The 19,960-nt window shown below is 71.6% G+C and carries 20 protein-coding genes; 9 read left to right on the plus strand and 11 right to left on the minus strand.

Features of this window, described 5'->3' with window-relative positions; genetic code table 11:
* Positions 1-68: 68 nt before the first annotated feature.
* From DEIGR_RS05745 to DEIGR_RS05755, 3 genes are all read right to left on the minus strand, one after another.
* The gene (locus DEIGR_RS05745; RefSeq protein ID WP_058976054.1) at positions 69-755 is read right to left on the minus strand and encodes a PspA/IM30 family protein; all 687 of its coding nucleotides are present in this window, start codon (positions 753-755) and stop codon (positions 69-71) included.
* 162 nt (positions 756-917) lie between these two features.
* A complete protein-coding gene (locus DEIGR_RS05750; RefSeq protein WP_058976056.1) occupies positions 918-1,718 on the minus strand; it encodes a hypothetical protein in 801 nt (266 codons plus the stop codon).
* A gap of 57 nt (positions 1,719-1,775) precedes the next feature.
* The gene (locus DEIGR_RS05755) at positions 1,776-2,657 is read right to left on the minus strand and encodes a LysR family transcriptional regulator (RefSeq protein WP_058976058.1); all 882 of its coding nucleotides are present in this window, start codon (positions 2,655-2,657) and stop codon (positions 1,776-1,778) included.
* 113 nt (positions 2,658-2,770) lie between these two features.
* Here DEIGR_RS05755 and mnmE point away from each other — a divergent pair, with 113 nt between their 5' ends.
* Positions 2,771-4,087, plus strand: coding sequence for a tRNA uridine-5-carboxymethylaminomethyl(34) synthesis GTPase MnmE (gene mnmE / locus DEIGR_RS05760; protein ID WP_058976060.1), 1,317 nt, complete (start codon positions 2,771-2,773; stop codon positions 4,085-4,087).
* A gap of 58 nt (positions 4,088-4,145) precedes the next feature.
* On the opposite strand, the gene DEIGR_RS05765 is transcribed toward mnmE, so the two are convergent.
* Positions 4,146-4,568 (minus strand): VOC family protein, encoded by a 423-nt coding sequence (locus DEIGR_RS05765; protein WP_058976062.1) that lies wholly within the window; start codon positions 4,566-4,568, stop codon positions 4,146-4,148.
* Positions 4,569-4,620: 52 nt separating this feature from the next.
* Here DEIGR_RS05765 and DEIGR_RS05770 point away from each other — a divergent pair, with 52 nt between their 5' ends.
* Positions 4,621-5,196, plus strand: a complete 576-nt coding sequence (locus DEIGR_RS05770) for a TetR/AcrR family transcriptional regulator (RefSeq protein WP_058976064.1) — start codon at positions 4,621-4,623, stop codon at positions 5,194-5,196.
* A gap of 76 nt (positions 5,197-5,272) precedes the next feature.
* On the opposite strand, the gene ruvA is transcribed toward DEIGR_RS05770, so the two are convergent.
* A complete protein-coding gene (gene ruvA / locus DEIGR_RS05775; RefSeq protein WP_058976066.1) occupies positions 5,273-5,872 on the minus strand; it encodes a Holliday junction branch migration protein RuvA in 600 nt (199 codons plus the stop codon).
* A gap of 101 nt (positions 5,873-5,973) precedes the next feature.
* Here ruvA and DEIGR_RS05780 point away from each other — a divergent pair, with 101 nt between their 5' ends.
* On the plus strand, positions 5,974-6,585 hold the full coding sequence (locus DEIGR_RS05780) for a GNAT family N-acetyltransferase (RefSeq protein ID WP_058976068.1): 612 nt from the start codon (positions 5,974-5,976) through the stop codon (positions 6,583-6,585).
* A gap of 67 nt (positions 6,586-6,652) precedes the next feature.
* Here DEIGR_RS05780 and DEIGR_RS05785 read toward each other — a convergent pair whose 3' ends face one another.
* Positions 6,653-7,948 carry a DUF4384 domain-containing protein gene (locus DEIGR_RS05785; RefSeq protein WP_058976071.1) on the minus strand — a complete coding sequence of 432 codons (1,296 nt, stop codon included), beginning with the start codon at positions 7,946-7,948 and terminating at the stop codon, positions 6,653-6,655.
* 192 nt (positions 7,949-8,140) lie between these two features.
* Here DEIGR_RS05785 and DEIGR_RS05790 point away from each other — a divergent pair, with 192 nt between their 5' ends.
* The gene (locus tag DEIGR_RS05790; RefSeq protein WP_058976073.1) at positions 8,141-8,527 is read left to right on the plus strand and encodes a hypothetical protein; all 387 of its coding nucleotides are present in this window, start codon (positions 8,141-8,143) and stop codon (positions 8,525-8,527) included.
* Between the two features lie 276 nt (positions 8,528-8,803).
* On the opposite strand, the gene DEIGR_RS05795 is transcribed toward DEIGR_RS05790, so the two are convergent.
* Positions 8,804-9,577: a DUF554 domain-containing protein gene (locus DEIGR_RS05795; RefSeq protein WP_058976075.1), complete on the minus strand. Its 774-nt coding sequence runs from the start codon at positions 9,575-9,577 to the stop codon at positions 8,804-8,806.
* A 367-nt stretch (positions 9,578-9,944) separates the two neighbouring features.
* On the opposite strand from DEIGR_RS05795, the gene DEIGR_RS05800 reads away from it, so the two are divergent.
* Entirely contained in the window at positions 9,945-10,148 is a 204-nt protein-coding gene (locus DEIGR_RS05800) for a helix-turn-helix domain-containing protein (protein ID WP_046842889.1), read from the plus strand.
* 19 nt (positions 10,149-10,167) lie between these two features.
* The gene (locus DEIGR_RS05805) at positions 10,168-10,929 is read left to right on the plus strand and encodes a hypothetical protein (RefSeq protein WP_058976077.1); all 762 of its coding nucleotides are present in this window, start codon (positions 10,168-10,170) and stop codon (positions 10,927-10,929) included.
* Here DEIGR_RS05805 and DEIGR_RS05810 read toward each other — a convergent pair.
* The 4 genes from DEIGR_RS05810 to DEIGR_RS05825 are packed head-to-tail and all read right to left on the minus strand — an operon-like array spanning position 10,868 to position 14,578.
* Positions 10,868-11,827 (minus strand): phosphotransferase enzyme family protein, encoded by a 960-nt coding sequence (locus tag DEIGR_RS05810; RefSeq protein ID WP_058976078.1) that lies wholly within the window; start codon positions 11,825-11,827, stop codon positions 10,868-10,870. The two genes, DEIGR_RS05805 and DEIGR_RS05810, sit on opposite strands and share 62 nt — an antisense overlap.
* Positions 11,824-13,083, minus strand: coding sequence for a cytochrome P450 (locus DEIGR_RS05815; RefSeq protein ID WP_236704668.1), 1,260 nt, complete (start codon positions 13,081-13,083; stop codon positions 11,824-11,826). Before DEIGR_RS05815 ends, DEIGR_RS05810 begins: the two co-directional genes overlap by 4 nt.
* The gene (locus DEIGR_RS05820; RefSeq protein ID WP_058976080.1) at positions 13,080-13,931 is read right to left on the minus strand and encodes a DivIVA domain-containing protein; all 852 of its coding nucleotides are present in this window, start codon (positions 13,929-13,931) and stop codon (positions 13,080-13,082) included. The genes DEIGR_RS05815 and DEIGR_RS05820 overlap by 4 nt, the downstream gene beginning before the upstream one ends.
* The gene (locus DEIGR_RS05825; protein WP_058976083.1) at positions 13,928-14,578 is read right to left on the minus strand and encodes an alanine racemase; all 651 of its coding nucleotides are present in this window, start codon (positions 14,576-14,578) and stop codon (positions 13,928-13,930) included. The genes DEIGR_RS05820 and DEIGR_RS05825 overlap by 4 nt, the downstream gene beginning before the upstream one ends.
* A gap of 316 nt (positions 14,579-14,894) precedes the next feature.
* On the opposite strand from DEIGR_RS05825, the gene DEIGR_RS05830 reads away from it, so the two are divergent.
* The 3 genes from DEIGR_RS05830 (at position 14,895) to panD (ending at position 19,721) form a co-directional block, all read left to right on the plus strand.
* Complete coding sequence (locus DEIGR_RS05830) at positions 14,895-17,486, plus strand: BamA/OMP85 family outer membrane protein (protein ID WP_058976084.1); 2,592 nt, start codon at positions 14,895-14,897, stop codon at positions 17,484-17,486.
* A gap of 241 nt (positions 17,487-17,727) precedes the next feature.
* Complete coding sequence (locus DEIGR_RS05835; RefSeq protein WP_058976086.1) at positions 17,728-19,290, plus strand: Rqc2 family fibronectin-binding protein; 1,563 nt, start codon at positions 17,728-17,730, stop codon at positions 19,288-19,290.
* Positions 19,291-19,358: 68 nt separating this feature from the next.
* Positions 19,359-19,721 carry an aspartate 1-decarboxylase gene (panD, locus tag DEIGR_RS05840; protein WP_081424499.1) on the plus strand — a complete coding sequence of 121 codons (363 nt, stop codon included), beginning with the start codon at positions 19,359-19,361 and terminating at the stop codon, positions 19,719-19,721.
* The last annotated feature ends 239 nt before the right edge of the window (positions 19,722-19,960 follow it).

A 19,960-nucleotide genomic window follows, 5' to 3' on the forward strand; every position in this document is an offset into this window, starting at 1 on the left:
CGAACGTCCCCCCAAAGAGGGAGGAGCACCCGCAGCCACGCCGCCGGGTGCCCCTCTGAACACCGCTGTCAGCTGCCGCCAGTGCCGCCGCCTTCGCCCTGCACCTTGGCCTTCAGGGCCGCCATGGCGTCGTCGAGCGCCTGGGTGCGCCCCAGGTCCTTGAGCTGCGCGTCGAAGTCGTTCTCCTTGCGCAGGTCCTGCATGGCGCGGTTGCGGTCTTCCATGCCGGAGACCTTCTGTTCCATCTCCTCGAAGGCGTCCATCGCGCCGCCCGCCTTGTCGAAGCCCGACACGCGGTCCAGAGTCGCCCCGGCCTGCGCGGTCTTCTGCCGGGCGGCCAGCAGGCTCTTCTTGCTTTCCATCTCGTCGATCTTCGCTTCCAGCGCCCGCAGCTGGGTCTTCAGCTGCTCGACGGTACTGGACTGCACCTGCAGCTGCTCCTCGAAGCCTGCCGCGAGATCCTTGGCGTTCTGCGAGCGGCGCAGCGCCTCGCGCGCCAGCTCCTCGCTGCCGCCGCGCAGGGCCTCCTCGGCCTTCTTCTCGTACTCGGCGGCCATGCGGCGGTTGCTGCTGGCCTCGCGTTCCAGCTTGGCGTTCTGGCTCATCGCGTCGGCGACTTCACTGCGGGCCTCGGCGTACGCGGCGCGCATGTCGCGCAGGGCCTGCTCGATGATCTTGCCGGGGTCCTCGGCCTTGCTGATCAGGTCGTTCACGTTCGCGCGCAGCAGGCGCGACAGGCGGTCAAGGATGCTCATGGTGGTTCCTCCTGGGGAAAGTGGGGCTTGAGCCGAAGCTTACCCCCCACCAGGACGCGCGGGCACCCCGCAGGGTTCCAGCCCTAAGAACACGTGAAGGTCAGGACCACGGCGCGAAAGGGGGGAGACCCGCTGGCCTCCCCCCTTTCGCGCCGCGGTCCCTCAGAACACGATGGGTTTCAGGCCCACGCTGTCCGACCCGCACGCGACCGTCAGCACGCCGCCGTTCGGGGTGGTCGTGCAGCCCAGCGCGCGCAGGCCCGCCAGCGGGAAGATCAGGTTCTTGCCGTCCGTGGCGGGCGCCAGGGGCAGTTCCACCGCGCCCGCGTCGGTCTGCGCGGCGCGCGCGCCCACCGTGACCGTCAGGGTGCCCTGGTCGGCGTTCGACAGGCGGTACTTCCCGCCGCCCAGCGCCGTGACCTTCACGACGCCCACCAGATCGCTGCCCAGCACGTACGGCTGACCCTTGACCACCCCGGCGGGCACGGCGACCCTGGCAGGTGCGGCGGCCTTCGCGGTGGGCGCGGCGTCCACGACGACCAGCGTTTCCTTGTCGTTCAGGGCGCTGAGCATCACGAAGTTCGCCGGGGTGTCCTTCACCAGCAGCACGCTGGCCTTCCCGGTGGTCTTCCAGTCCCCGGCACGCGCGGCCAGTCTGCCCTTCACTAGGGGGCGCAGGGTCGCGGCGGGCGTCTGCACGTACAGGCACACCGCGTTCCCGCTGAGCTTCAGGCTGGCCGGGCAGTCCAGCAGGCGGCCCTTGACGACCGCACCCACCTCGACCGCCAGGGCGCTGACCGCCCGGTTCGTGGTGGCGGAGGCCGCCGGGGCCTTGGCGGGCGCCGCCGGAGCGGACTGGGCCGGAGTGGACTGGGCCGGGGGGGTCTGTGTGGGGGCGGTCTGGGCCAGGGACGCCGGGCCGAGCAGGGCGAGACCCAGGGTGACAGGCAGGGAAAGACGCATACCGGGCATGCTAGAGCGCCCGCATGAGAAACCCGGCCGCCCCATGAAGGCGGCGCCTCATGAGGTCCGCAGCAGCGCCACGAGCGCGCGGACCTCCGCGGACAGCAGCGCGGCGGGCGCCGTGACCAGCGTGTGCGCGACCGTCACCGCCGGGGCCTCCAGGCCCACGCTGGCGACCGCGCCCAGCTGCACGTCCCGCGCGACGAACCCCGCGGGCATGATCGCCACGCCGTCCCCGGCCCGCACGCCCGCCAGGACCCCCCACAGGCTTCCCAGTTCCAGGCCCTGCGCCGCTGAAAGACCCACGCCGTCCAGCAGCCGCTCGGCCTGACGGCGCACGCCGCTGCCCCGCGCGGACCACAGCAGCGTCTCGCCGCGCAGCGCGTGCGGCGCCACGTACCCCAGGCCCGCCAGCGGATGGCCCGGCGGCGTGACCAGCCGCAACTGGTCCTCGCCGACGCGGTGCAGGTCCAGGTCCTCTGCGGCCCGCTGCGGCGACGTGACGATCAGCGCCGCGCCCAGCCGTCCGGCGCGGACCTCCTCGATCAGCGTCCCGGCGGGTCGCGCCACGACCCGCAGGTGCAGCCCCGCCGTGCGGGCCCGGCGGACCAGGGCGCTTGAGCGCTCGCTCAGCGCGAACGACAGACCCACCCGCAGGGCCGCCGCCGGGCGCTGCCGGGCGCCGCTGATCTGCCCGGCGACCTCCGCGAGGTTCCGCGCGATCGCCTGCGCGTGCGGGAGGAGCCGTTCCCCGGCCTCGGTCAGGGCCACGCCGCGACCCTGGCGGGTGTACAGCGGCTGCCCGAACTGGTCCTGCAGGGCGCGCAGCTGCCCGCTCACGGCAGGCTGGCTGAGGTTCAGGGCCTGCCCGGCGCGGCTGACACTGCCCAGTTCCGCGACGACACTGAACGTGACGAGATGCTCCGGGTTGATCCTCACGCCCGCATGGTATCCGCCCGGCCGATGGGAGCGGGTCGGGGAGGCCGGGGCATCACCTCCCTCGATAACGCCGGGCACGGTGACCGGAGGCTGCGGTGCGCTACCCTGCCCGCGTGACCCGCTCCGGCCTGCAAGACACCATCGCCGCCATCGCCACCGCTCCCGGCAGCGCGGGCGTAGGGATCGTGCGCGTCAGCGGCCCCCACGCCCTGACCGTCGCCGACCGGGTGTTCCGGGGCAGGCGCGCCCCCTCGCGCACGCCCGGCGGCCGCTTCCTGTTCGGGCACCTGCAAGGCGCCAGCGGCGAGGTGCTCGACGAGGGCCTGTGCCTGATCTTCAAGGGACCGCGCAGCTACACCGGCGAGGACGTCGCCGAACTCCAGACGCACGGCAGCCCCGCCGTCCTGGCCCGCGTCCTCCAGGCCACGCTGGACTGCGGCGCGCGCCCCGCCCGACCCGGCGAGTTCACGCTGCGCGCGTACCTGAGCGGCCGCCTGGACCTCGCGCAGGCCGAGGCGGTCCTGAACCTCATCGAGGCGCAGACCGACACCGCCCGGCGGCAGGCGACCCTGGGCCTCAGCGGCGCGCTGGGCGACCGCGTGGACGGCGTCGCGCGCGGCGTGACCCGCACCCTGGCCGCCATCCAGGCCCTGCTCGACTACCCCGAGGAGGGCGTGCCCGACGAGGACCGCACCCTCCCCCTGGCGCAGGCCGAGTCGGACCTGCGTGACCTGCTGGCGTCCGCGCGGGCCGGGCAGTTCGCCACGCGAGGCGCGCGGCTGGCGCTGATCGGGCGGCCCAACGCGGGCAAGAGCAGCCTCCTGAACGCCCTGCTGGGCTATGAGCGCAGCATCGTCACGCCCATCGCCGGGACCACCCGCGACTACCTGGAGGCCGCCGTCGAACTCGCCGGGGTGCCCGTCACGCTGGTGGACACGGCGGGCATCCGCGAGACCGGGGACGCCATCGAGGCCGCCGGGGTCCGGCAGGCCCTGAGTCTCGCGGGCGCCGCCGATCTGGTCCTGGCGCTGGAGGACGGCAGCACCCCCCGCGAGGCCCTGCCCGCCGACCTGAGCGGCGCCCGCGTCATCCACGTCCGGACGAAAGCCGACCTGCCGGGCGCGTGGACCGACCCGACCGCGCTGGACGTCAGCGCCGTGACCGGGTCCGGCCTCCCCGCGCTGCGGGACGCGATCCAGGCGGCGCTGCTGGGCGACACCGCACGCGGCGAGGCGTGGCTGACCACCGAACGGCAAGCCGACGCCGCCCGACGCGCCCTGGCGCACATCCAGGCGGCGCAGACCCTCCCGGACGACCTGGCCGGGTACGAACTGGAAGAAGCCCTGCGCGCCCTGGCCGAACTGACCGGCCGGGACGTGCAGGAGGACGTCGTGGACGCCGTGTTCCGCAACTTCTGCGTCGGGAAGTAAATGAACGGGCTCACGGAGGTCCGCTTGACCGGATACTCCCGTCTTGATCCGTGTGGGATCAGGTGTGAGGGGCGGTCTGTCGCGCCAGCCACTCCGGGTCCGGTGCCACGAATTCCAGCAGTTCGACTGTGACGCCGTCGGGCGCCTGAAACTGCACTCGTTTCTGCCCCCACGGTTCGGTGGTGACCGGCAGGACGAAGCTCAGCCCGGCCCGTTCCAGACGACGGGCTTCGGCTTCTACCTCCGGGACGATCAGGGCCAGCATGATCCCGGAGGTCTGCTGTCGACTGAGGAGCGGTCCGGCCGCCGGGTGCCCCTGGCGTAGCAGGTCGAGGTGCAGGCCTGGCAGGTCCGGATGTTGCAGGCTGACGAACCAGTCCAGTTCGGCGGTGGGGGTGAACCCGAAGTGACGGCGGTAGAAGCGGGCGCTGCCGACCGGGTCGGCGCTGAGGACAGTGATGCTCAGGGCGGTCAGTGACATATACACCTCCTGTGAATAACAGTTATACCGGTACAAGTGTAGCATATGGATTATGCGACAGAATCCTGCCCGCCGCACGGCCCTGTTGGACGCCGCCATCACCCTCCTGGCCGAGCGGGGCTCAGCCGCGCTGAGCTACCGCAACCTGGACGAGGCGGCTGCCCTGCCCGTCGGCACCGCCGCGAACTACTTCCGTACGCGGGCGGACCTGCTTCTTGAGGTCACCCGCCACGTCCTGAACCGTCTGGGCCCGGACCCGCAGACCCTGGCGGCTGCGCTGGAGCACCCGCAGCCGACGCGGCACGCCGCCGTCCTCCAGCACCTGCTGGACCGCATGCAGCGGGAACGTGACGCGACCCTGGCGCTGCTGGAACTGCGGCTGCTGGCCCGGCGATACCCGGACCTCCAGGCCACCTTCCGCACCACCGTTCAGGAGAACCTGATCCTCAGCCGCCAGTTCAGTGAAGCGCACGGCTTCACGCAGGGCGACGAGGAGTTCCTGACCGGGTACCTGCTCCTCAGCGGCTTCGTGTTCGAGGACCTGACCCTGCCGGGCCTGCTCCCCCCGGAACTCGGGACGCGGCTGATCCAGACGCTGACGGCACCGTCCACGCCGCAGCCAGGCTGACTCGGCCGGGGCTGCATCAGGTCGCAGGTGAGCGGCCCATGCGCCGACCCCTGAGAGGAGGCTGTCTGCCAGCGTGCTACCGCAGCTTGCCCAGGCTCTTGCGGATCAGGCTGTCGGCACTCAGATCAGGATCACTGGCGAGAAGTTCGGCGACGACGCCGCGCACCTGCGCCTCGCGGAAGCCCAGGGCGAGCAGGGCGTCCACGGCGTCGCGTCCGGCGGTACTCGTGACCCGCGCGGCCTTCGCGCCGCCCCCCGTGGCGGGCGCGGCGAGGTGCTCGGGAATCTTGCCCTGGAGTTCCAGCACGAGCCGTTCGGCGGTCTTCTTCCCGACACCGCTGACGCTGGACAGCAGTTTCACGTCCCCGCCGAGCAGTCCGGCGGCCAGGGCGCTGACGGGCATGGCGGACAGCAGCGCCAGCGCCAGCTTGGGCCCCACGCCGCTGACGCTGGTCAGCAGGTCGAACACGCGGACGCTGTCGGCGTCGTGGAAGCCGAACAGCAGCTGGGCGTCCTCGCGGACGACGAAGCGGGTGTTCAGTTCGGCGGTCTCGCCGACGGTCAGCTTGCCCAGGGTGCTGACGGGGCACTGAACCTCATAACCGACGCCGCCCGCGACGACCACGGCGCTGTGCTCTCGGATTTCCCGGACGGTGCCGGACAGGTAGGCGATCATTGCCTCCATTCTACATTCCGCTGTGAACAGAATGCTGCGCCGGGGCAGGTTCACACCACCCGGCAGGCCCCGCAGGTGCCCGGTGTGCTGCACTGTGGGGCATGTTCACCCTGCGCCCCGCCCGCGAGACCGACCGCGCCGCGCTGTACCGCATCTGCCTGGAAACGGGCGCTAGTGGCCAGGACGCCACCCACCTGTACGCCGACCCTCTGATCCTGGGGCACGTGTACGCCGGGCCGTACCTGACGTACGCGCCGGAGTTCGCGTTCGTGCTCGAACAGGCCGGGGGAGAGGTCGCGGGGTATGTCCTGGGCGTCCCCGACACGGCGGCCTTCGAGGCGACTCTGGACCGCGAGTGGTGGCCGCCCCTGCGGGAACTGTACCCCGATCCAGCGGGCATTCCCCACGCCGAGCGCACGCCCGACCAGCGGATCGCGCACCTGATCCACCACCCGCCCCGCGCGCCGCAGGACCTGCTGAGCGTCTACCCGGCGCACCTCCACATCGACCTGCTGCCCGACGCGCAGGGAGGCGGGCGGGGGCGGGCGCTGATGACCACCCTGCTGGACGCGCTACGTGAGGCCGGGGTGGCGGGCGTCCACCTGGGCGTGGGGGAGGGCAACACCCGCGCGCAGGGCTTCTACCGCCACCTGGGCTTCCAGGAACTGGGCCGCGCGCCCGGCAGCGTGACCTTCGGCCTGCCCCTCACCTGAACCCGCCGCCAGGGGCAGCCAGTGAAAGGGACGCCCACACGGGACGTCCCTCCACTGAACCGCTGGATTACTTGCGGTAGACCTTCGTCACGCCGTTCACGGTGCGGATGGTGCCGCCCTCGAAGTCCGCCGCCCACGCGCCGCTGATGGTGTACTGGTCGCGGGTGGGGAACCCCAGGAACGAGCCGCTGCCGCCCAGACCCTGGTAGGTCTTCAGGACGTTCCCGCTGAGCCAGAAGGTGCCGTACTTCTCGGTGCCGTACAGCGCGCCGTTCTGGAAGAAACCGTACAGGCCGCTCGTGCCCAGGCTGTTCTGCGGGATGACCTTCTCGTCACCGGCGGCCCAGCCCAGGCGGCTGGGGGGACGCGTGCCCCTGTTCTCGGCCTTGGCGAGCGCCAGGTACCGTTCGAGCAGCATGCCGTGCACAGCGTACGAGCGGCTGCTGCCGTTCGCGTGCAGCAGGACGGCGTCACCGTACGCCCCGACGCCCCTGAACTTCTGCCACAGACCGTCACCCCAGCCGCTGGCGTAGGTGGTGGCCTGACCGAGGCTCTCGTCGCCCTTCAGGCGGGCGTAGGCGTCCACCATGGCCTGATCGCGCGTGCCGTTCTGCCGCTCGCCGGGTTGGATGGTGCCCGTGGGCTGGGCGGGCTGCGTCGGCTGAGCAGGAGTGGGCTGCGCAGGAGTGGGCTGGGCCGGAGCAGGTTGTGCAGGGGCGGGCTGCTGGCCCTGGCCGGGCGTGATGGTCACGGTGCCGGTCGTGCTGCCCGGCATGGCGGGCGCGGGGTTGGCGACCGGGGTGCCGCCCACCTTGAAGGTCACGACGTCGGTCGTCCAGCCGTCGGCGGGCAGCGGGTTCACGACGATGCTCAGGGCGCGGGCGAGGTTCTCCTGCCCCTTGACGCTCACCTGCGCGAAACCCTGGTCCTTCGCGAACTTCGCGATGTCCGTCAGGTCCAGTTCCCTGGTGCTGGCCAGCGCCAGCAGGCGGTCCTGACCGTTGGGGCCGCCGACGTTCAGGCCGTACCTGGCGTTCTGCTGCGGGAACACGCGGGTCACGCCGCCCTGCACGAAGTTGCTCTCCTCGAAGTTGTTCGGGAAGAACAGGTCCACCACGCCGTTCGCGTTGATGTTGAACAGGTACACGTACGCGTCCTGGTTGGTCTTCACGGCGATCTTGATCGGCTCGCCCTTGCGGTAGGTGGGGTTCGCCTTGCCGGTCGCGTCCTTGTTCACCCAGACTTCCACGTTCAGTTTCGTCTCGACGGGGTTCACGATGATGCTCTGCGCGGTGATCTTGGCGGGGCTGGCGCCCGCGGCGCCGAGCAGCAGGGTACTCAGGATCAGGGTTCGTTTCAGCATGGTGCCTCCTTGTGGTGAGGGGCACCGTACCCCGCCTCTCTGACCGGTTGCTGATAAAACCGCGTCCTGCAAGGCACGCTGAAGACCCGCTCAAGCCCACCTGACGCGCGGCGCCCGAACATGAGGGCCGGTTGCGGACAGCGTGAGCGTGCGGGGGGTGAACGGGCGGTGCGCATCGCCTAGCCTGCGGGCATGCGCGGCCCCCTCCTGCTTCTTCTGGCGCTGCTGCCCGTGCACGTGCAGGCCGCTTCGGACCCCTGGCCCGGCTCGCCCGTCCTGACGCGGCTGTTCGTGCTGCCGTCCGGCCGGGCCGACCGTGACCGGCTGATCCGCACGCTGGACCTGACGGTCGCGCAGGTGCGGGAACTGGAACGCCTCGCGGGCAGCGAACGCGCCTACGCGCAGGCCGCCCGGACACTCGACCGGGCGGGCGCGCAGGCCCTGAACGTGAAACTGGCCGCCATGAACGCCGAGAAGGACCGCAAGGTGCGCCGCCTGCTGGGCGCCGACTACACGCTGTTCCGCGCGTGGGTGCGCGCGTGGTGGCAGGCCCAGGTGCGCCGCGCCGCTGGGCGCTGACCGCACATGCGAATCAGCTGTTTCGCTGACCGCTCACAGCGGTTTCCAGTTCCATTGAAGGGCCAACACCACGCCCTTCAATTCCACTTCCAACCGCTGCCGTTGTCAGGTGCTCGCTCCGCTCGTTCAGGAGTATTGAAGGTGTCCTTCAATACTCCTGAATTCTGCTGTCAGAACACCACCGATCTGACAGATAGAGGCCCGGAACCGGTTGTTCTCTGACTCACAGCCGCTCGGACCCGGCGGGCTCTGCCGCCCATTCACGCCGAGTCCGTATCAGCCCACGCGGGTGGCGAGCCACAGCGCCAGCGGGGCGATGAGCAGCGCGGGCAGCAGGCTCCCGACCCGCACGCGGCGGTCCTCGAAGCCCAGTCCGGCCAGCATGAGGTTCCAGCTGATCCCGATGATGGTCAGGCCGCCCGCCCCCGTGATCAGCAGCACGTACGGGTTGGTCTTGAGAATCTGAGGGTCCGCGCCACCCAGCAGTCCGGCGGCGAAGGTGCCCGCCAGCAGGCTGATCCCGCCCTGCACGGCCAGCACCGTCAGCGCGCTGAACCCCACCCCGATCCCGTACGCGCCCGCCAGGGCCAGCGCCGCGATGCCGTCCAGCGTGGCCTTCAGGACGTACGTGGCGCTGTCGCCCGTCAGGCCGTTCTGCAGGCCGCCGATCACGGTCATCGGCCCGATGCAGAACAGCAGGCTGGCCGCCACGAACCCCTCCGTGAAGCGGCCCCCACCCCGGAAGCGGCGTTTCAGGGTCTCGCCCAGGCGTTCCAGTGCCTCCTCGATGCCCAGCGCCTCGCCGATCACGGCGCCCAGCGCCAGACTGACCAGCGCCAGGATCACGCCCGGCACCGCGCCGCCCTGCACGCGGTTCAGGCTGCCCGCCATGTCCAGCCCGATGAACAGCGTCACCAGACTGAGCGTCTGCAACAGCGTGCGCTGCGTGCGCTCGGGGAGGCGCCCGCCCACCGCGAGGCCCACGGCGGTACCCAGCAGGACCGTGACGACGTTGACCAGGGTGCCGGACAGCTGTGACAGGACGCTCATCGCCGCTGACTGTAGAGCACCGCGCGCGACCCACGTGCCGGGACTGTCCAGCCGGTCGCGCGCCCCACGGGCGGCCCGCGCGCCCGCCGCATGCCGGGCGCGGCGCGGTGAGTGCCGCCTCAACGCCCCCTTCAGGGGAGTTCAAGAAGCCCGCAAGATCTGTGACGCCCCGCTGACAGGCGGTGTGGTACGTTCTACGCAAGTTGAACCGTCCGCTGCACATCCTCCTGCCTCAGCCGCTTCTGCGCGGCGGGCCGGGCGGCGCGCCCGACCACCGTGCGGCGCGCTGCGTGCGTCCTGACATCGACACCGAATCTGTTACGGGGCTGCCTGCGGGCGGCCCCGCTGCGTTGAAGGAGGTCCGACCATGACCCTGAACGACCAGTACCAGAACATGCCCAAACTCCTGAAAGTCAGCGAGGTCGCCGACTTCACCGGCACGCACGAACGCACCGTGCGCCGCTGGATCCGCGACGGCCGCCTGAGCGCCGTCGAGCACCCCAGTGGCCTGCGCGTGCCCAGACGCTCCCTGTGGCGCTTCCTGGGCCTGGACCTCGCCCTGAGCGCGTAATCCGGCGGCGACTGGCACAATGGCGGGCGTGATCGCCCCGCTGCCAGACCACCGGCTTGACGCCCTGCGCGCCGCCCTGAGCCTGCCCACCCCCACCTTCCGCGCGGCGGACCTGCCCCTCCCGGCGGGCCTGACCGCCGCGCAGACCGAGGAGGCCGCCGCGCTGGCCCTGCACTGGGGCGCGCCCCGCGCGGCGCTCGCCTGGAGTCGCGAGCCGCTGCGTCGCGCCGCCGCGCACCTGCGCCTGGGCGACCCGACCGCCGCACGCGCCGAACTGTCAGCCGAGGCGGACGGCGCCCGCGTGGCGCTCCTGCGCGCCCGCGCCGCCGCGCTGGACAGTCACCCCGGCGCAGGACAGCAGGCCGAGGCCGCGAGAACCCTGGCCCGCCAGGAGGGCGACAGCGCCGCCCTGATCGCCGCCGTGACCCTCCTCGCCGAGGGGCAGCAGGCGGACCCGTACGCGGCCCTGCGGACCCTCGCCGAGGGCCTGAAGGTCGCCGAGATCGCCGGGCAGGGCGCGGACCCGCACCTGCTGGCCGTGCTGGCCCACACCCAGGCGCGCCTGAACGCCCGCAAGGGGCAGGCGACCGCCGCGAAAGCCCTGGAGCGCAGCGCGCCGCGCAGCCCCGCGCGGGTGCTGGCCCTGCTGGCCCTGGCCCGCCCCGACGATGCCCACGCCGAGGCTCAGGCGGGTGACCTGCACCCCGGCTGGTGGGCGTTCACCGCAGCCCCGACGCCGTCCACGTCTGCGGGAACGGCACGTACGGGGGCGGACGGATGAACGCGCGTGGGCCGGGATTGCTGCGCCGGTACACGCTCTCGTAGACCCACACGTTCCGCTCCTGCAGGGCGGCGTACAGGTCGGCGCCCAGCCGCAGTTCCTCGGGCGGGAGGGGCAGGTGCTCCCGGTAGGCGCGCAGGAACGCCCCGCCCAGGGTCGGGTCGAGCCGCAGGCTCAGGTGCAGGCATCGCACGACCTCCCACGCGCGGGGCGCGAGGCGCGGCTGTTCCCAGTCGATCACCGACGCGGGCACGTCGCCCTGGAAGAAGACGTTTCCGTCGTGGAAGTCACCGTGCACGAAGCGTAGGGGCAGCGCGGGCAGGTCGTCCGGCAGTGGACTGGCCCGCAGGTGCGCGAGGCGCTGCCGGGTGCGGTCCAGCGCCCAGCCGTCCGCAGCGTCCGGGTGGGGGAGAGCCAGGATCGCCGTCTCGATGACCTGCAGGCGCTCCAGCGTCGCCGCCACGCCTGCCGGAGGGGAGAGGGGTGGCACCTCGAACGGCACCGTGTCCGGCAGGCGCGCGTGCAGGTCCGCCAGCAGCGCCCCCAGGCCCGCCGCGTGCTCCGGGGTCAACGCGGGACGCGGCACCGGGGTGCCGGGCGCCATGTCGAACAGCGCCGCCCAGCGGTCGCCCAGTCGGGCCAGCGTGCTGCCCGCACGCGTGACGAGCACGTCCGGCGTGGGCACCCCGCAGGTGCGGGCCAGCCGCACGGCGTGGTGTTCGACCTCCGCCCGCTCGCGGCGGGGATCACGGTACACCCGCAGGTGGAACGCCCCCGACGCCGCCTGCACGCGCCAGGCGGCGTTGATGCTCCCGCCGCCCAGCGGGGTCAGCGCCCCCACCGGCCCGACCGGCCAGCGCGCCGCGACCTCCGCCGCGAGCGGGCCGGTGGGGGTCACCCGGCCTGCACGTCCAGTCGCGCCAGCCCCCGGATCACGAAGCCCCCGGTGTACTGCCCCGGCTCCTGCGGGTCCACGAGGCGCAGGTCCGGCAGGGCGCGGCACAGCGCCCGCAGGCTCAGCGCGAGTTCCAGCCGGGCCAGCGGCGCGCCCAGGCAGTAGTGGATGCCCAGCCCGAACGTCAGGTGCGGGTTCGGGTCGCGGTCCAGCCGCAGCTCGTCCGGCGCGTCGAAGCGACCCGGGTCGCGGTTCCCGCTGGCGTACAGCAGGCTCACGCGGTCGCCGGGCTTCAGGTCCGCGCCGTGCAGTGTCAGGGGTTCGAGCACGATCCGCTCGAACATCGGCAGGGGTGTGTCGAAGCGCAGCAGTTCCTCGACGGCCCGGCGGAACACGCCCAGGCTGTCCGGCGCATGCGCCTGCGCGACCAGCGCCTCCCAGTGCCGCCGGTCGCGTTGCAGGGCCAGCACACCCGCCGTCAGGCCGTTCACGCTGGCCTCGTGCCCGGCGTTCAGCAGCAGGATGCAGGTGTCGATCAGTTCCTGCTCGGTCAGGCGGTCCCCGCCTTCCTCGGCCTGCACGAGCGCCGTGATCAGGTCGTCCTGCGGCTGCGCGCGGCGCTGCGCGACCAGCTCCCGCAGCAGCGCGCTGAAGTCCAGCACCGCCTGCTCGGCCTCGTCCTGATCGGCGGGCGTGGGGGCCGGTTCGTACAGCTTCACGATCGACGCCGACCACGGGCGCAGCCGCGCGCGGTGCTCGTGCGGCACGCCCAGCAGCTCCGCGATGACCGTCACGGGCAGCGGCTCGGCGTACTCCTCGACCAGATCGAACGGCCCCTGGCGCCCCAGGTCGCGCAGCTGCGCCTCCAGGATCACCTCGATCCGCTCCGACAGGGCCTCCACGCGGCGGGGCGTGAACGCCAGCCCCACCAGCGACCGCAGACGCGTGTGCTTGGGCGGCTCGCTGTCCAGCAGGTGATTGCTGTTGAACGCATCGAAGTTCGCCTGCCGGGGGTCCGGCAGCGGCCACCCCAGCTCGTCGCGCGAGAAGCGGTGCAGGGCGCTGCGCCCGAACCGCCGGTCGCGCAGCACCGCGCTGATGTCCGCGTGCCGGGTCAGGACCACCCGGTTCATGCCCGGATCGAAGAACACCGGCGTCTCGGCGCGCAGCCGCGCCAGCAGCGGGTACGGGTCCCGCACGAACGCCGGGTCCGCCACCGGCAGCGCGAACGTCGGCAGGACAGAGGTCAGGGCGCTCACAGGAACTGCTGCGCCTCCAGCCGCACGGGTCGGTCCTCCGGGTCAGCCTTCGCCACCGGGGTGACCAGGGCGTGCCCGGTCAGCGGAGCGGCCACGTGCGCGGTCGGCTCGGCAGGCAGGGCCGCCTGTGCCGCCGGGGTCGTCGCCTGGGCGGCAGTGTCCGCGAGCGCCGGGATCACCCCGGCCGGAGCGGACCGCGGCTGATCCAGACGCGGCGCCCTCAGGACCGCGTCCTCAGGCGGCGCGTGGCGCGCCGAGAGTTCCGCGAACGACGCCACCAGCGCCCGGTACCCGCTCAGGAACTGCGCGTACTCCTGCCGCGCCGCCGTCAGCCGCGCGTTCAGGTCCGCGTGCCGCTCGCTGAAGGTCCGCTCCAGTTCCGCCAGCCGCTCGGCCTGCGCCCGCTCGCGCTCCAGGGTCAGGGTGTGATGGTCGCGTTCCAGATCCGCGAAACGGCCCCGGAACGCCGCCTCCATCGCCGACAGGCGCGCCTGATGCCCGGACTCCAGTTCCGCGCGGCGCGACTCGGACTCGCGCAGCAGCCCGTCGCGCTCGGTGGTGGCCTGCGCGACCATCAGTTCCGCCTCCCGCGCCGCGTTCTCCCGCAACTCGTGCGAGATGCGCTCCGCGGCGATCACCGCGCGGCGGATCTCGTCCTCGTTCTGCCGCTGGGCCTCCAGTTCCTTCTCCAGCAGCGTCACGCGTTCCAGCGTCAGCTGATGCTGCTGCAGCTGCGTTTCCAGATCGTCGGCCAGGTCGTTCAGGAAGGCGCGCACGCTGCTGCGCTCGTAGCCGCCCATGCGGTTCGGGAATTCCTGGTGGCGCACATCAAGAGGGGTGAATTTCACGTGAACAGACTCCTTCCCACCCTGACCAGGGTGGCTCCAGCCGCGACGGCGTGCGGGTAATCCCCGCTCATGCCCATGCTCAACTCTGACAGACCCAGATCATGCGCCCGCCGCGCCACGTCCGTAAACAGCGCCGCGAGCCGCGCGTCCCGCTCTGGGGGGAGCAGGTCGTCCAGGTCAGGTGCCATGACCATCAGCCCCCGCACGTCCAGGCCGGTCGCCCGGACCTCGCGCAGCGCGCCCGGCAACGCCTGCGCCTCAATCCCATGCTTCTGCGCCTCCCCGTTGTGGAGTTGCAGCAGCACGTCCGGCGCGCGCCCCCAGCCCTGCGCCGCCTGCGCGAGCGCCTCGGCCTGCCACGCCACCTCGACGGAATGCACCAGCGACACGTGCCGCAGGTACTTCACCTTGTTCCGCTGCAGCGCCCCGATGAAATGCCACTCCAGGTCCGGCCGCAGCGCCGACTTGTCCCGCAGTTCCTGCGCGCGGCCCTCACCCAGCGGGAACGCCCCGTGCGCCAGGACGCAGCGGTCGATGGCGTCCAGATCCTGGCCCTTGGTGACGGCCACCAGACGCGCGCTGCCCACCGGCCGCCCGGCGGCCGCCTCCGCGGCGCGGATGCCCGCCAGGACCTCCGGCAGACTCATGGGTGAACCCCGGCGCGGCCGCGCCTCACCCGCTTGCATGATGCTTTCACCCGCGCATTCTCACCCGCCGCCCCCCCCCGGCTCAAGCGGAAAGTGCACCCCGCGCCAGACGCCGCCACGGAACACTCATGAACGCCCCCGCCTGCCCACGCGCGGCGCGCAGCACGCGTCGGCCTCCCCGCAAGCCGTCCGCACCCAATCTTCACCCTTCTCAGGCTGAGCGCCGCAACTGTGAGCGGATGCGCGCACCCACCGTCTCCCGGCAGCACCAGCCGCCCGGAGACGAGGTCCACGGGTGTGCCACACTAGGAGAAGCATGCGACACCCCCTGACGCTCGCCGTGACCGTCCTTCTTGCCGCGCCCGCCGTCGCCCAGACCGCAGGCACCGTGCAGGACGTGACCGTGGTCGGCACCAGCGACCTGCTGGCCAACTTTATCCGCGCCACCCTCACCACCCAGACCGGCACCCCCCTGAGCGGCGTGAACCTCCGCCAGGTCGAGCAGGAAGTCGTGGCCAGCGGCTACTTCAAGAGCGCCGTCGCCGAACTGCGCAGCGTGGGCGGCAAGGACACCCTGGTCATCACCGTCGTCCCCAACCCCACCATTAAGGACGTCACCATCACCGGCCTGACCTTCCTGCCCGCCGAAGGCTTCAAGAAGAGCGTCGCCGACCTCCTGAACATCGCCCCCGGCGCCACGCTGAACAACCAGCGCATTGAGGAAGCCAAGACCGCCCTGGCGCAGAACTTCCAGCAGGAAGGCTACCCCTTCGCGCCCAGCATCAGCGCCGACGTGAAGACCGCCGCCGACGGCACCGTCACCATCAACTTCGTCGTGGACGAGACCGCCCCCGTCACCCGCGTGGAAGTCGACGGCGTCACCCTGCTGCCCGCCACGCAGGTCACCACCATCTTCAAACCGCTGTACGACGCCAGACGCTTCACGCCCGACGCGTACTACGGCGCCGTGCAGCAGCTCCAGCAGGCCTACGACGACGCCGGGTACCTCCAGGCCGGCGTGGACGTCGGCAGCAGCACCCTCGAAGGCGGCGTGCTGAAAGTCAAGGTCATCGAGGGCCGCGTGAGCACCGTGAACCTCGACGACCTCGGCAACCCCCAGGTGACCCTGCAGACCCAGCCCGGCCAGCCGGTCAACCTGACCAGGCTCCAGGCGGACGTCCGCACCCTCTCCAACCAGACCGGCAAACCCGTGGGCTTCGCCATCCAGCCCAATCCGCAGAACCCCGCGCAGGTCACCGTGCTGTTCGGCTCCGCCGGCGTCGAGACCGGCCCGGTCAAGGCGGTCGCCATCCAGGGCAACACCCTGATCCCCACCGCCACCCTGCAGGCCGCGCTGAAGACCAGGGTCGGCGACGTGTACTCCCCGCAGCTGGCCCAGCAGGACTTCCTGGCCCTGCGCGACGCCTACCGCAAGCAGGGCTACGAGATCAGCACCCGCGACGCGATCAGCTTCAAGGACGGCACCCTGACCTTCGCGGTGCGCGAGGTGAAGGTCGCCGCGTACGAACTGCAGTGGCAGGGCGCGCACACCACCAAGGACCGCGTCATCACCCGCGAACTCCCCGCCCCCGGCAGCGCGTTCAACCGCAACGAACTGAACGCCGCCATCGGCCGCATCGCCCGCCTGGGCTTCGTGCGCGTCACCACCGAGAGCGTCCGCGCCGACCCGCAGAACCCCGAGAGCATCACCTACGTCCTCGGCGTCGCCGAGACCAAGACCGGCATTCCGGTCACGCTGGGCCTGACCTACGATCAGTTCAACGGTGGCTTCGCCGGCGACGCCGGGTACACGAACAGCAACGTGTTCGGTCTGGGCCACAACCTGACCGCCAGCCTCGGCGGACAGCAGAACGAAGCCGGGCAGAACCTCGTCGGCGGCGTCAGCTACACCATCCCCTGGCTGGACGTGGACTTCCTGGACTTCCGCAAGACGCCCACCAGCCTCAGCTTCAATGCCGGAAGCAGCGTCGGCGGGAACAACGCCCTGTTCACCAAGGACACCGACACGCCCGCCAAGACCGACACCGGCTGGGACTACACGACCCGCGACACCAGCTTCAGCGTCAGCGCCGGGCGGAGCCTCGCGAAGAACCTCACCGCGAACGTCGGCGTGGGCGTCAGCTACAAGACGTACTACCTGGAGGCCCTCCAGAGCGGCGACAAGAACACCGTCACGTACAAGGACGCCGCCGGGACCGACCAGACCCGCACCTTCACCGAAGCCGAGGCCCGGGCCCTGGTGCCCGAGACGAACCTCACGACCCGGCTGTCCACCGGCCTGAGCTACGACAGCACCACCAGCGGCGAATTCCCCGACAGTGGCGTGCGCGCCAGCGTCGGCGCCGCGTACTCCTTCGGCCGTCAGGGCGACGCGCCCCTGAACTGGACCACCCTGAACGGCGGCGCCAGCACCTACTACGGCTTCGGGCGCACCATCGAGAAGGACCTGGGCGTCAGCAACAAGCAGCAGGTCTTCGCCGTGCGCGCCAACGCCGGGACCGTCCTGGGCATTGACACCGCGCCCGCAGGCACCGGCTACGCCATCGGCGGCGGCAGCGTCGCCACGCCCTTCCAGCTGCGTGGCCTGAAGGACGGCGAGCTGTTCGGCACGAACTACGTCACCACCAGCGCCGAGTACCGCTACGACTTCGGCCTGAAAGCCGGGATCGCGCAGGGCCTGTACGGCGTGCTGTTCGCCGACGCCGGGACCGCCTGGGGCGGCAGCGCCACGAACACCGACCCCAGCCTGAAGTACGGCTTCGGGGCCGGCGCGCAGCTGAACCTCGGGATCGGCGGGGCGCTGCTGCCCAGCCTGCGCTTCGACTACGGCTTCAGCCCCCAGACCGGCACCGGGAAGTTCTACTTCCGCATCGGGAACTTCTGGTAAGCCCCTGATCCGGACTCCGATTGAACGGCTGACAAAGCCGTTCAAATCCGAGTGGAGCGAGTGGGAGAAAAACGCCCCTCCGGACGTGCAGTGAACAGATCGGTGGTGTGCCGATCTGTTCACGAAACAAACGGAATCCGTATGACCTGCCCCGCGCGGGCCGTCCCCGGCATCATGGTCGGGGGCGGCCCGCGCGCTAGCATGTCCGGATGACTGCTCATCCCCACCCCGGAGGCCGCCCGTGGAAGGCCTGATGCTCGCGCGCGTGCTGCGCGACCTGAGCGGCCAGCTGCCGCTGCGTACCCTGGGCTGGGCCTTCCCGGACGAGACGACCGCCGCGCTGCTCCTCGACGGGCCGCGCCTGGGCGGGCAGACGAACCTGGTGCTCGCGTACCGCCCCCCGCAGCCCGTGGTGTACCTGTCGCGCGAGCGGCTGCGCGGCGAGCCCCGCAGTCCCTTCCAGCGCTTCCTGGCGGCGCGGGTCCGGGGTGACCTGCTGCGCGCCGAGCAGCTGAAACTCGACCGGGTGATCGCCCTGCATTTTGCGGGCGAGACTGGGTTCGTGGACCAGCCGCCCACCCGCCTGCTGTTCGAGGTGACGGGCCGCAACGCCAACCTTCTCGTGCTGGATGAGGGCGAGGGCTTCGAGGGCCGTATCGTCATGGCCGCCCGTGAAATCACTGGGAGCCGCAACCGCTTCCGCACCATCCGCACCGGGGGACGCTACACGCCGCCGCCGCCCTACGAGAAACTCGACCCGCGCACCCTGAGCCCCGAACAGGCGCAGGCGCTGCGGCACGTGCCCGTCGGGCGCTGGCGTGAGCAGCTCGACGGTATGGGCCCGCTGCTGGGCGCCGAACTCGCGCGCCGGGCCGACCTCACCCCCGACCGCCCGCCCGGCGAGGCGTGGCCGCGCGTCCTGACGGCCGTGCAGTCCCTGGTGGCCGACCCGACCGTCAGCGAGGGCGCGCTGCAGGACGGCGCGCGCGAGGCCGCGCGCGGAGAGAAGGCCGCCACCCTCCGCAAGGCCCTGCGAGAACCGCTCGACAAGCGCGTCACGCTGTTGCGTAACCAGCTCACGGATGTCACCCGCGCCGAGGCGGGCCTCACCGACGCCGCCCGCGACCGGGCCGAGGCCGACCTGCTCATGGCCTACGCCCACACCGTGCCTGCCGGGGCCAGCACCGTCACCTTACCCGCCTTCGACGGGAGCGGCGAGCAGCCCGTCGCGCTGGAACCCATGCTCAGCGCCGTGCAGAACGCCGAGAAACGCTACGCCCGCGCCCGCCGCCGCGAGGACGTCTACCTGCGCCTCGCCGAACGGGAAGGCGCCCTGCGGGCCGAACTCGCCGAGGCCGAGGCCCGCGTGCAGGCGCTCGACACCGCCGATCTGCCCGACCTCGAGGCCCTGAACACCCGCGTGCAGCAGGAACGGCCCGAGAAGAGCCCCTACGGCACGCGCTTCACCACGCCGGGCGGCCTGGAGGCGCTGGTGGGCCGCAACAACAAGGAGAACGCCACCCTGACCCACCGCGTCGGCCGCAGCATGGACTGGTGGTTCCACGCGCAGGGCTACCCTGGCAGTCACGTGCTGGTCCGCGGCGGCGGGCGCGACCTGGACCTGCCGGACATCCTGTACGCCGCCCGGCTGGCCGCCGCGAACAGCAAGGCGCGCGGCAGCAGCAACGTGCCCGTGGACTACACCCGCATCAAGCACGTCTGGAAACCACGCGGGGCGCCCGCCGGACAGGTGCACTACACCGACCAGAAGACCGTGTTCGTGGACGGCACCCTGCCCGAATAGGCCCCGCGGCCACGCGACCGTGTCCCGCCGCCCGGTGCGCGGCGCGGCGCGGCGTACAATGGCCGGTCGTGGAACGCATCATGTTCAGGGCCAAGATTCACCGCGCCACCGTCACCCAGGCCGACCTCGACTACGTCGGGAGCATCACCATCGACCAGGACCTGCTCGACGCGGCGGACATCCTCGTGAACGAACGGGTGGACATCTACAACATCACCAACGGCAACCGCCTGAGCACCTACGCCCTGAGCGGCCCGCGCGGCAGCGGCGTGATCGGCATCAACGGCGCCGCCGCGCACCTCGTGAACCCCGGCGACCTCGTGATCATCGCCGCGTACGGCAACTACAGCGACGAGGAAGCCCGCACGCTCGAACCGCACGTCGTGCACGTGGACGCCCGCAACCGCCAGATCCAGCTGCAACCCGCCTGACAGCGGTCGGCAGCAGAGGTGACGGGCGGGGTGCTGGCCCTTCGATGCCACTGGACACCGCTGTGAACACCGCTGTCGTTCTCGGGCGCCCGCCCTGCCTGATTCGGAGGTCTTGAGGGAGCTCTTCGCGTTCTCTCAGCAGAATTCAGAGGGATTGAAGGTCTTTCTCAATCCCGATGAATCGAGCGGAGCGAGCACCTGGGAAGGACAGCGGTTGGAGGTGGAGTTGAGGGGCGTGC

Source organism: Deinococcus grandis (assembly GCF_001485435.1).
Classification (GTDB): Bacteria; Deinococcota; Deinococci; order Deinococcales; family Deinococcaceae; genus Deinococcus; species Deinococcus grandis.

What these genes read in the sequence shown, in the direction of transcription:
- DEIGR_RS05800 (WP_046842889.1), top strand. Translation starts at nt 9,945, where the DNA reads ATGACCCTGAACGACCAGTACCAGAACATGCCCAAACTCCTGAAAGTC.
- DEIGR_RS05750 (WP_058976056.1), bottom strand. Translation starts at nt 1,718, where the DNA reads ATGCGTCTTTCCCTGCCTGTCACCCTGGGTCTCGCCCTGCTCGGCCCG.
- ruvA (WP_058976066.1), bottom strand. Translation starts at nt 5,872, where the DNA reads ATGATCGCCTACCTGTCCGGCACCGTCCGGGAAATCCGAGAGCACAGC.
- DEIGR_RS05770 (WP_058976064.1), top strand. Translation starts at nt 4,621, where the DNA reads ATGCGACAGAATCCTGCCCGCCGCACGGCCCTGTTGGACGCCGCCATC.
- DEIGR_RS05765 (WP_058976062.1), bottom strand. Translation starts at nt 4,568, where the DNA reads ATGTCACTGACCGCCCTGAGCATCACTGTCCTCAGCGCCGACCCGGTC.
- DEIGR_RS05825 (WP_058976083.1), bottom strand. Translation starts at nt 14,578, where the DNA reads ATGAGTCTGCCGGAGGTCCTGGCGGGCATCCGCGCCGCGGAGGCGGCC.
- DEIGR_RS05780 (WP_058976068.1), top strand. Translation starts at nt 5,974, where the DNA reads ATGTTCACCCTGCGCCCCGCCCGCGAGACCGACCGCGCCGCGCTGTAC.
- DEIGR_RS05830 (WP_058976084.1), top strand. Translation starts at nt 14,895, where the DNA reads ATGCGACACCCCCTGACGCTCGCCGTGACCGTCCTTCTTGCCGCGCCC.
- DEIGR_RS05745 (WP_058976054.1), bottom strand. Translation starts at nt 755, where the DNA reads ATGAGCATCCTTGACCGCCTGTCGCGCCTGCTGCGCGCGAACGTGAAC.
- DEIGR_RS05785 (WP_058976071.1), bottom strand. Translation starts at nt 7,948, where the DNA reads ATGCTGAAACGAACCCTGATCCTGAGTACCCTGCTGCTCGGCGCCGCG.
- DEIGR_RS05790 (WP_058976073.1), top strand. Translation starts at nt 8,141, where the DNA reads ATGCGCGGCCCCCTCCTGCTTCTTCTGGCGCTGCTGCCCGTGCACGTG.
- DEIGR_RS05805 (WP_058976077.1), top strand. Translation starts at nt 10,168, where the DNA reads ATGGCGGGCGTGATCGCCCCGCTGCCAGACCACCGGCTTGACGCCCTG.
- DEIGR_RS05795 (WP_058976075.1), bottom strand. Translation starts at nt 9,577, where the DNA reads ATGAGCGTCCTGTCACAGCTGTCCGGCACCCTGGTCAACGTCGTCACG.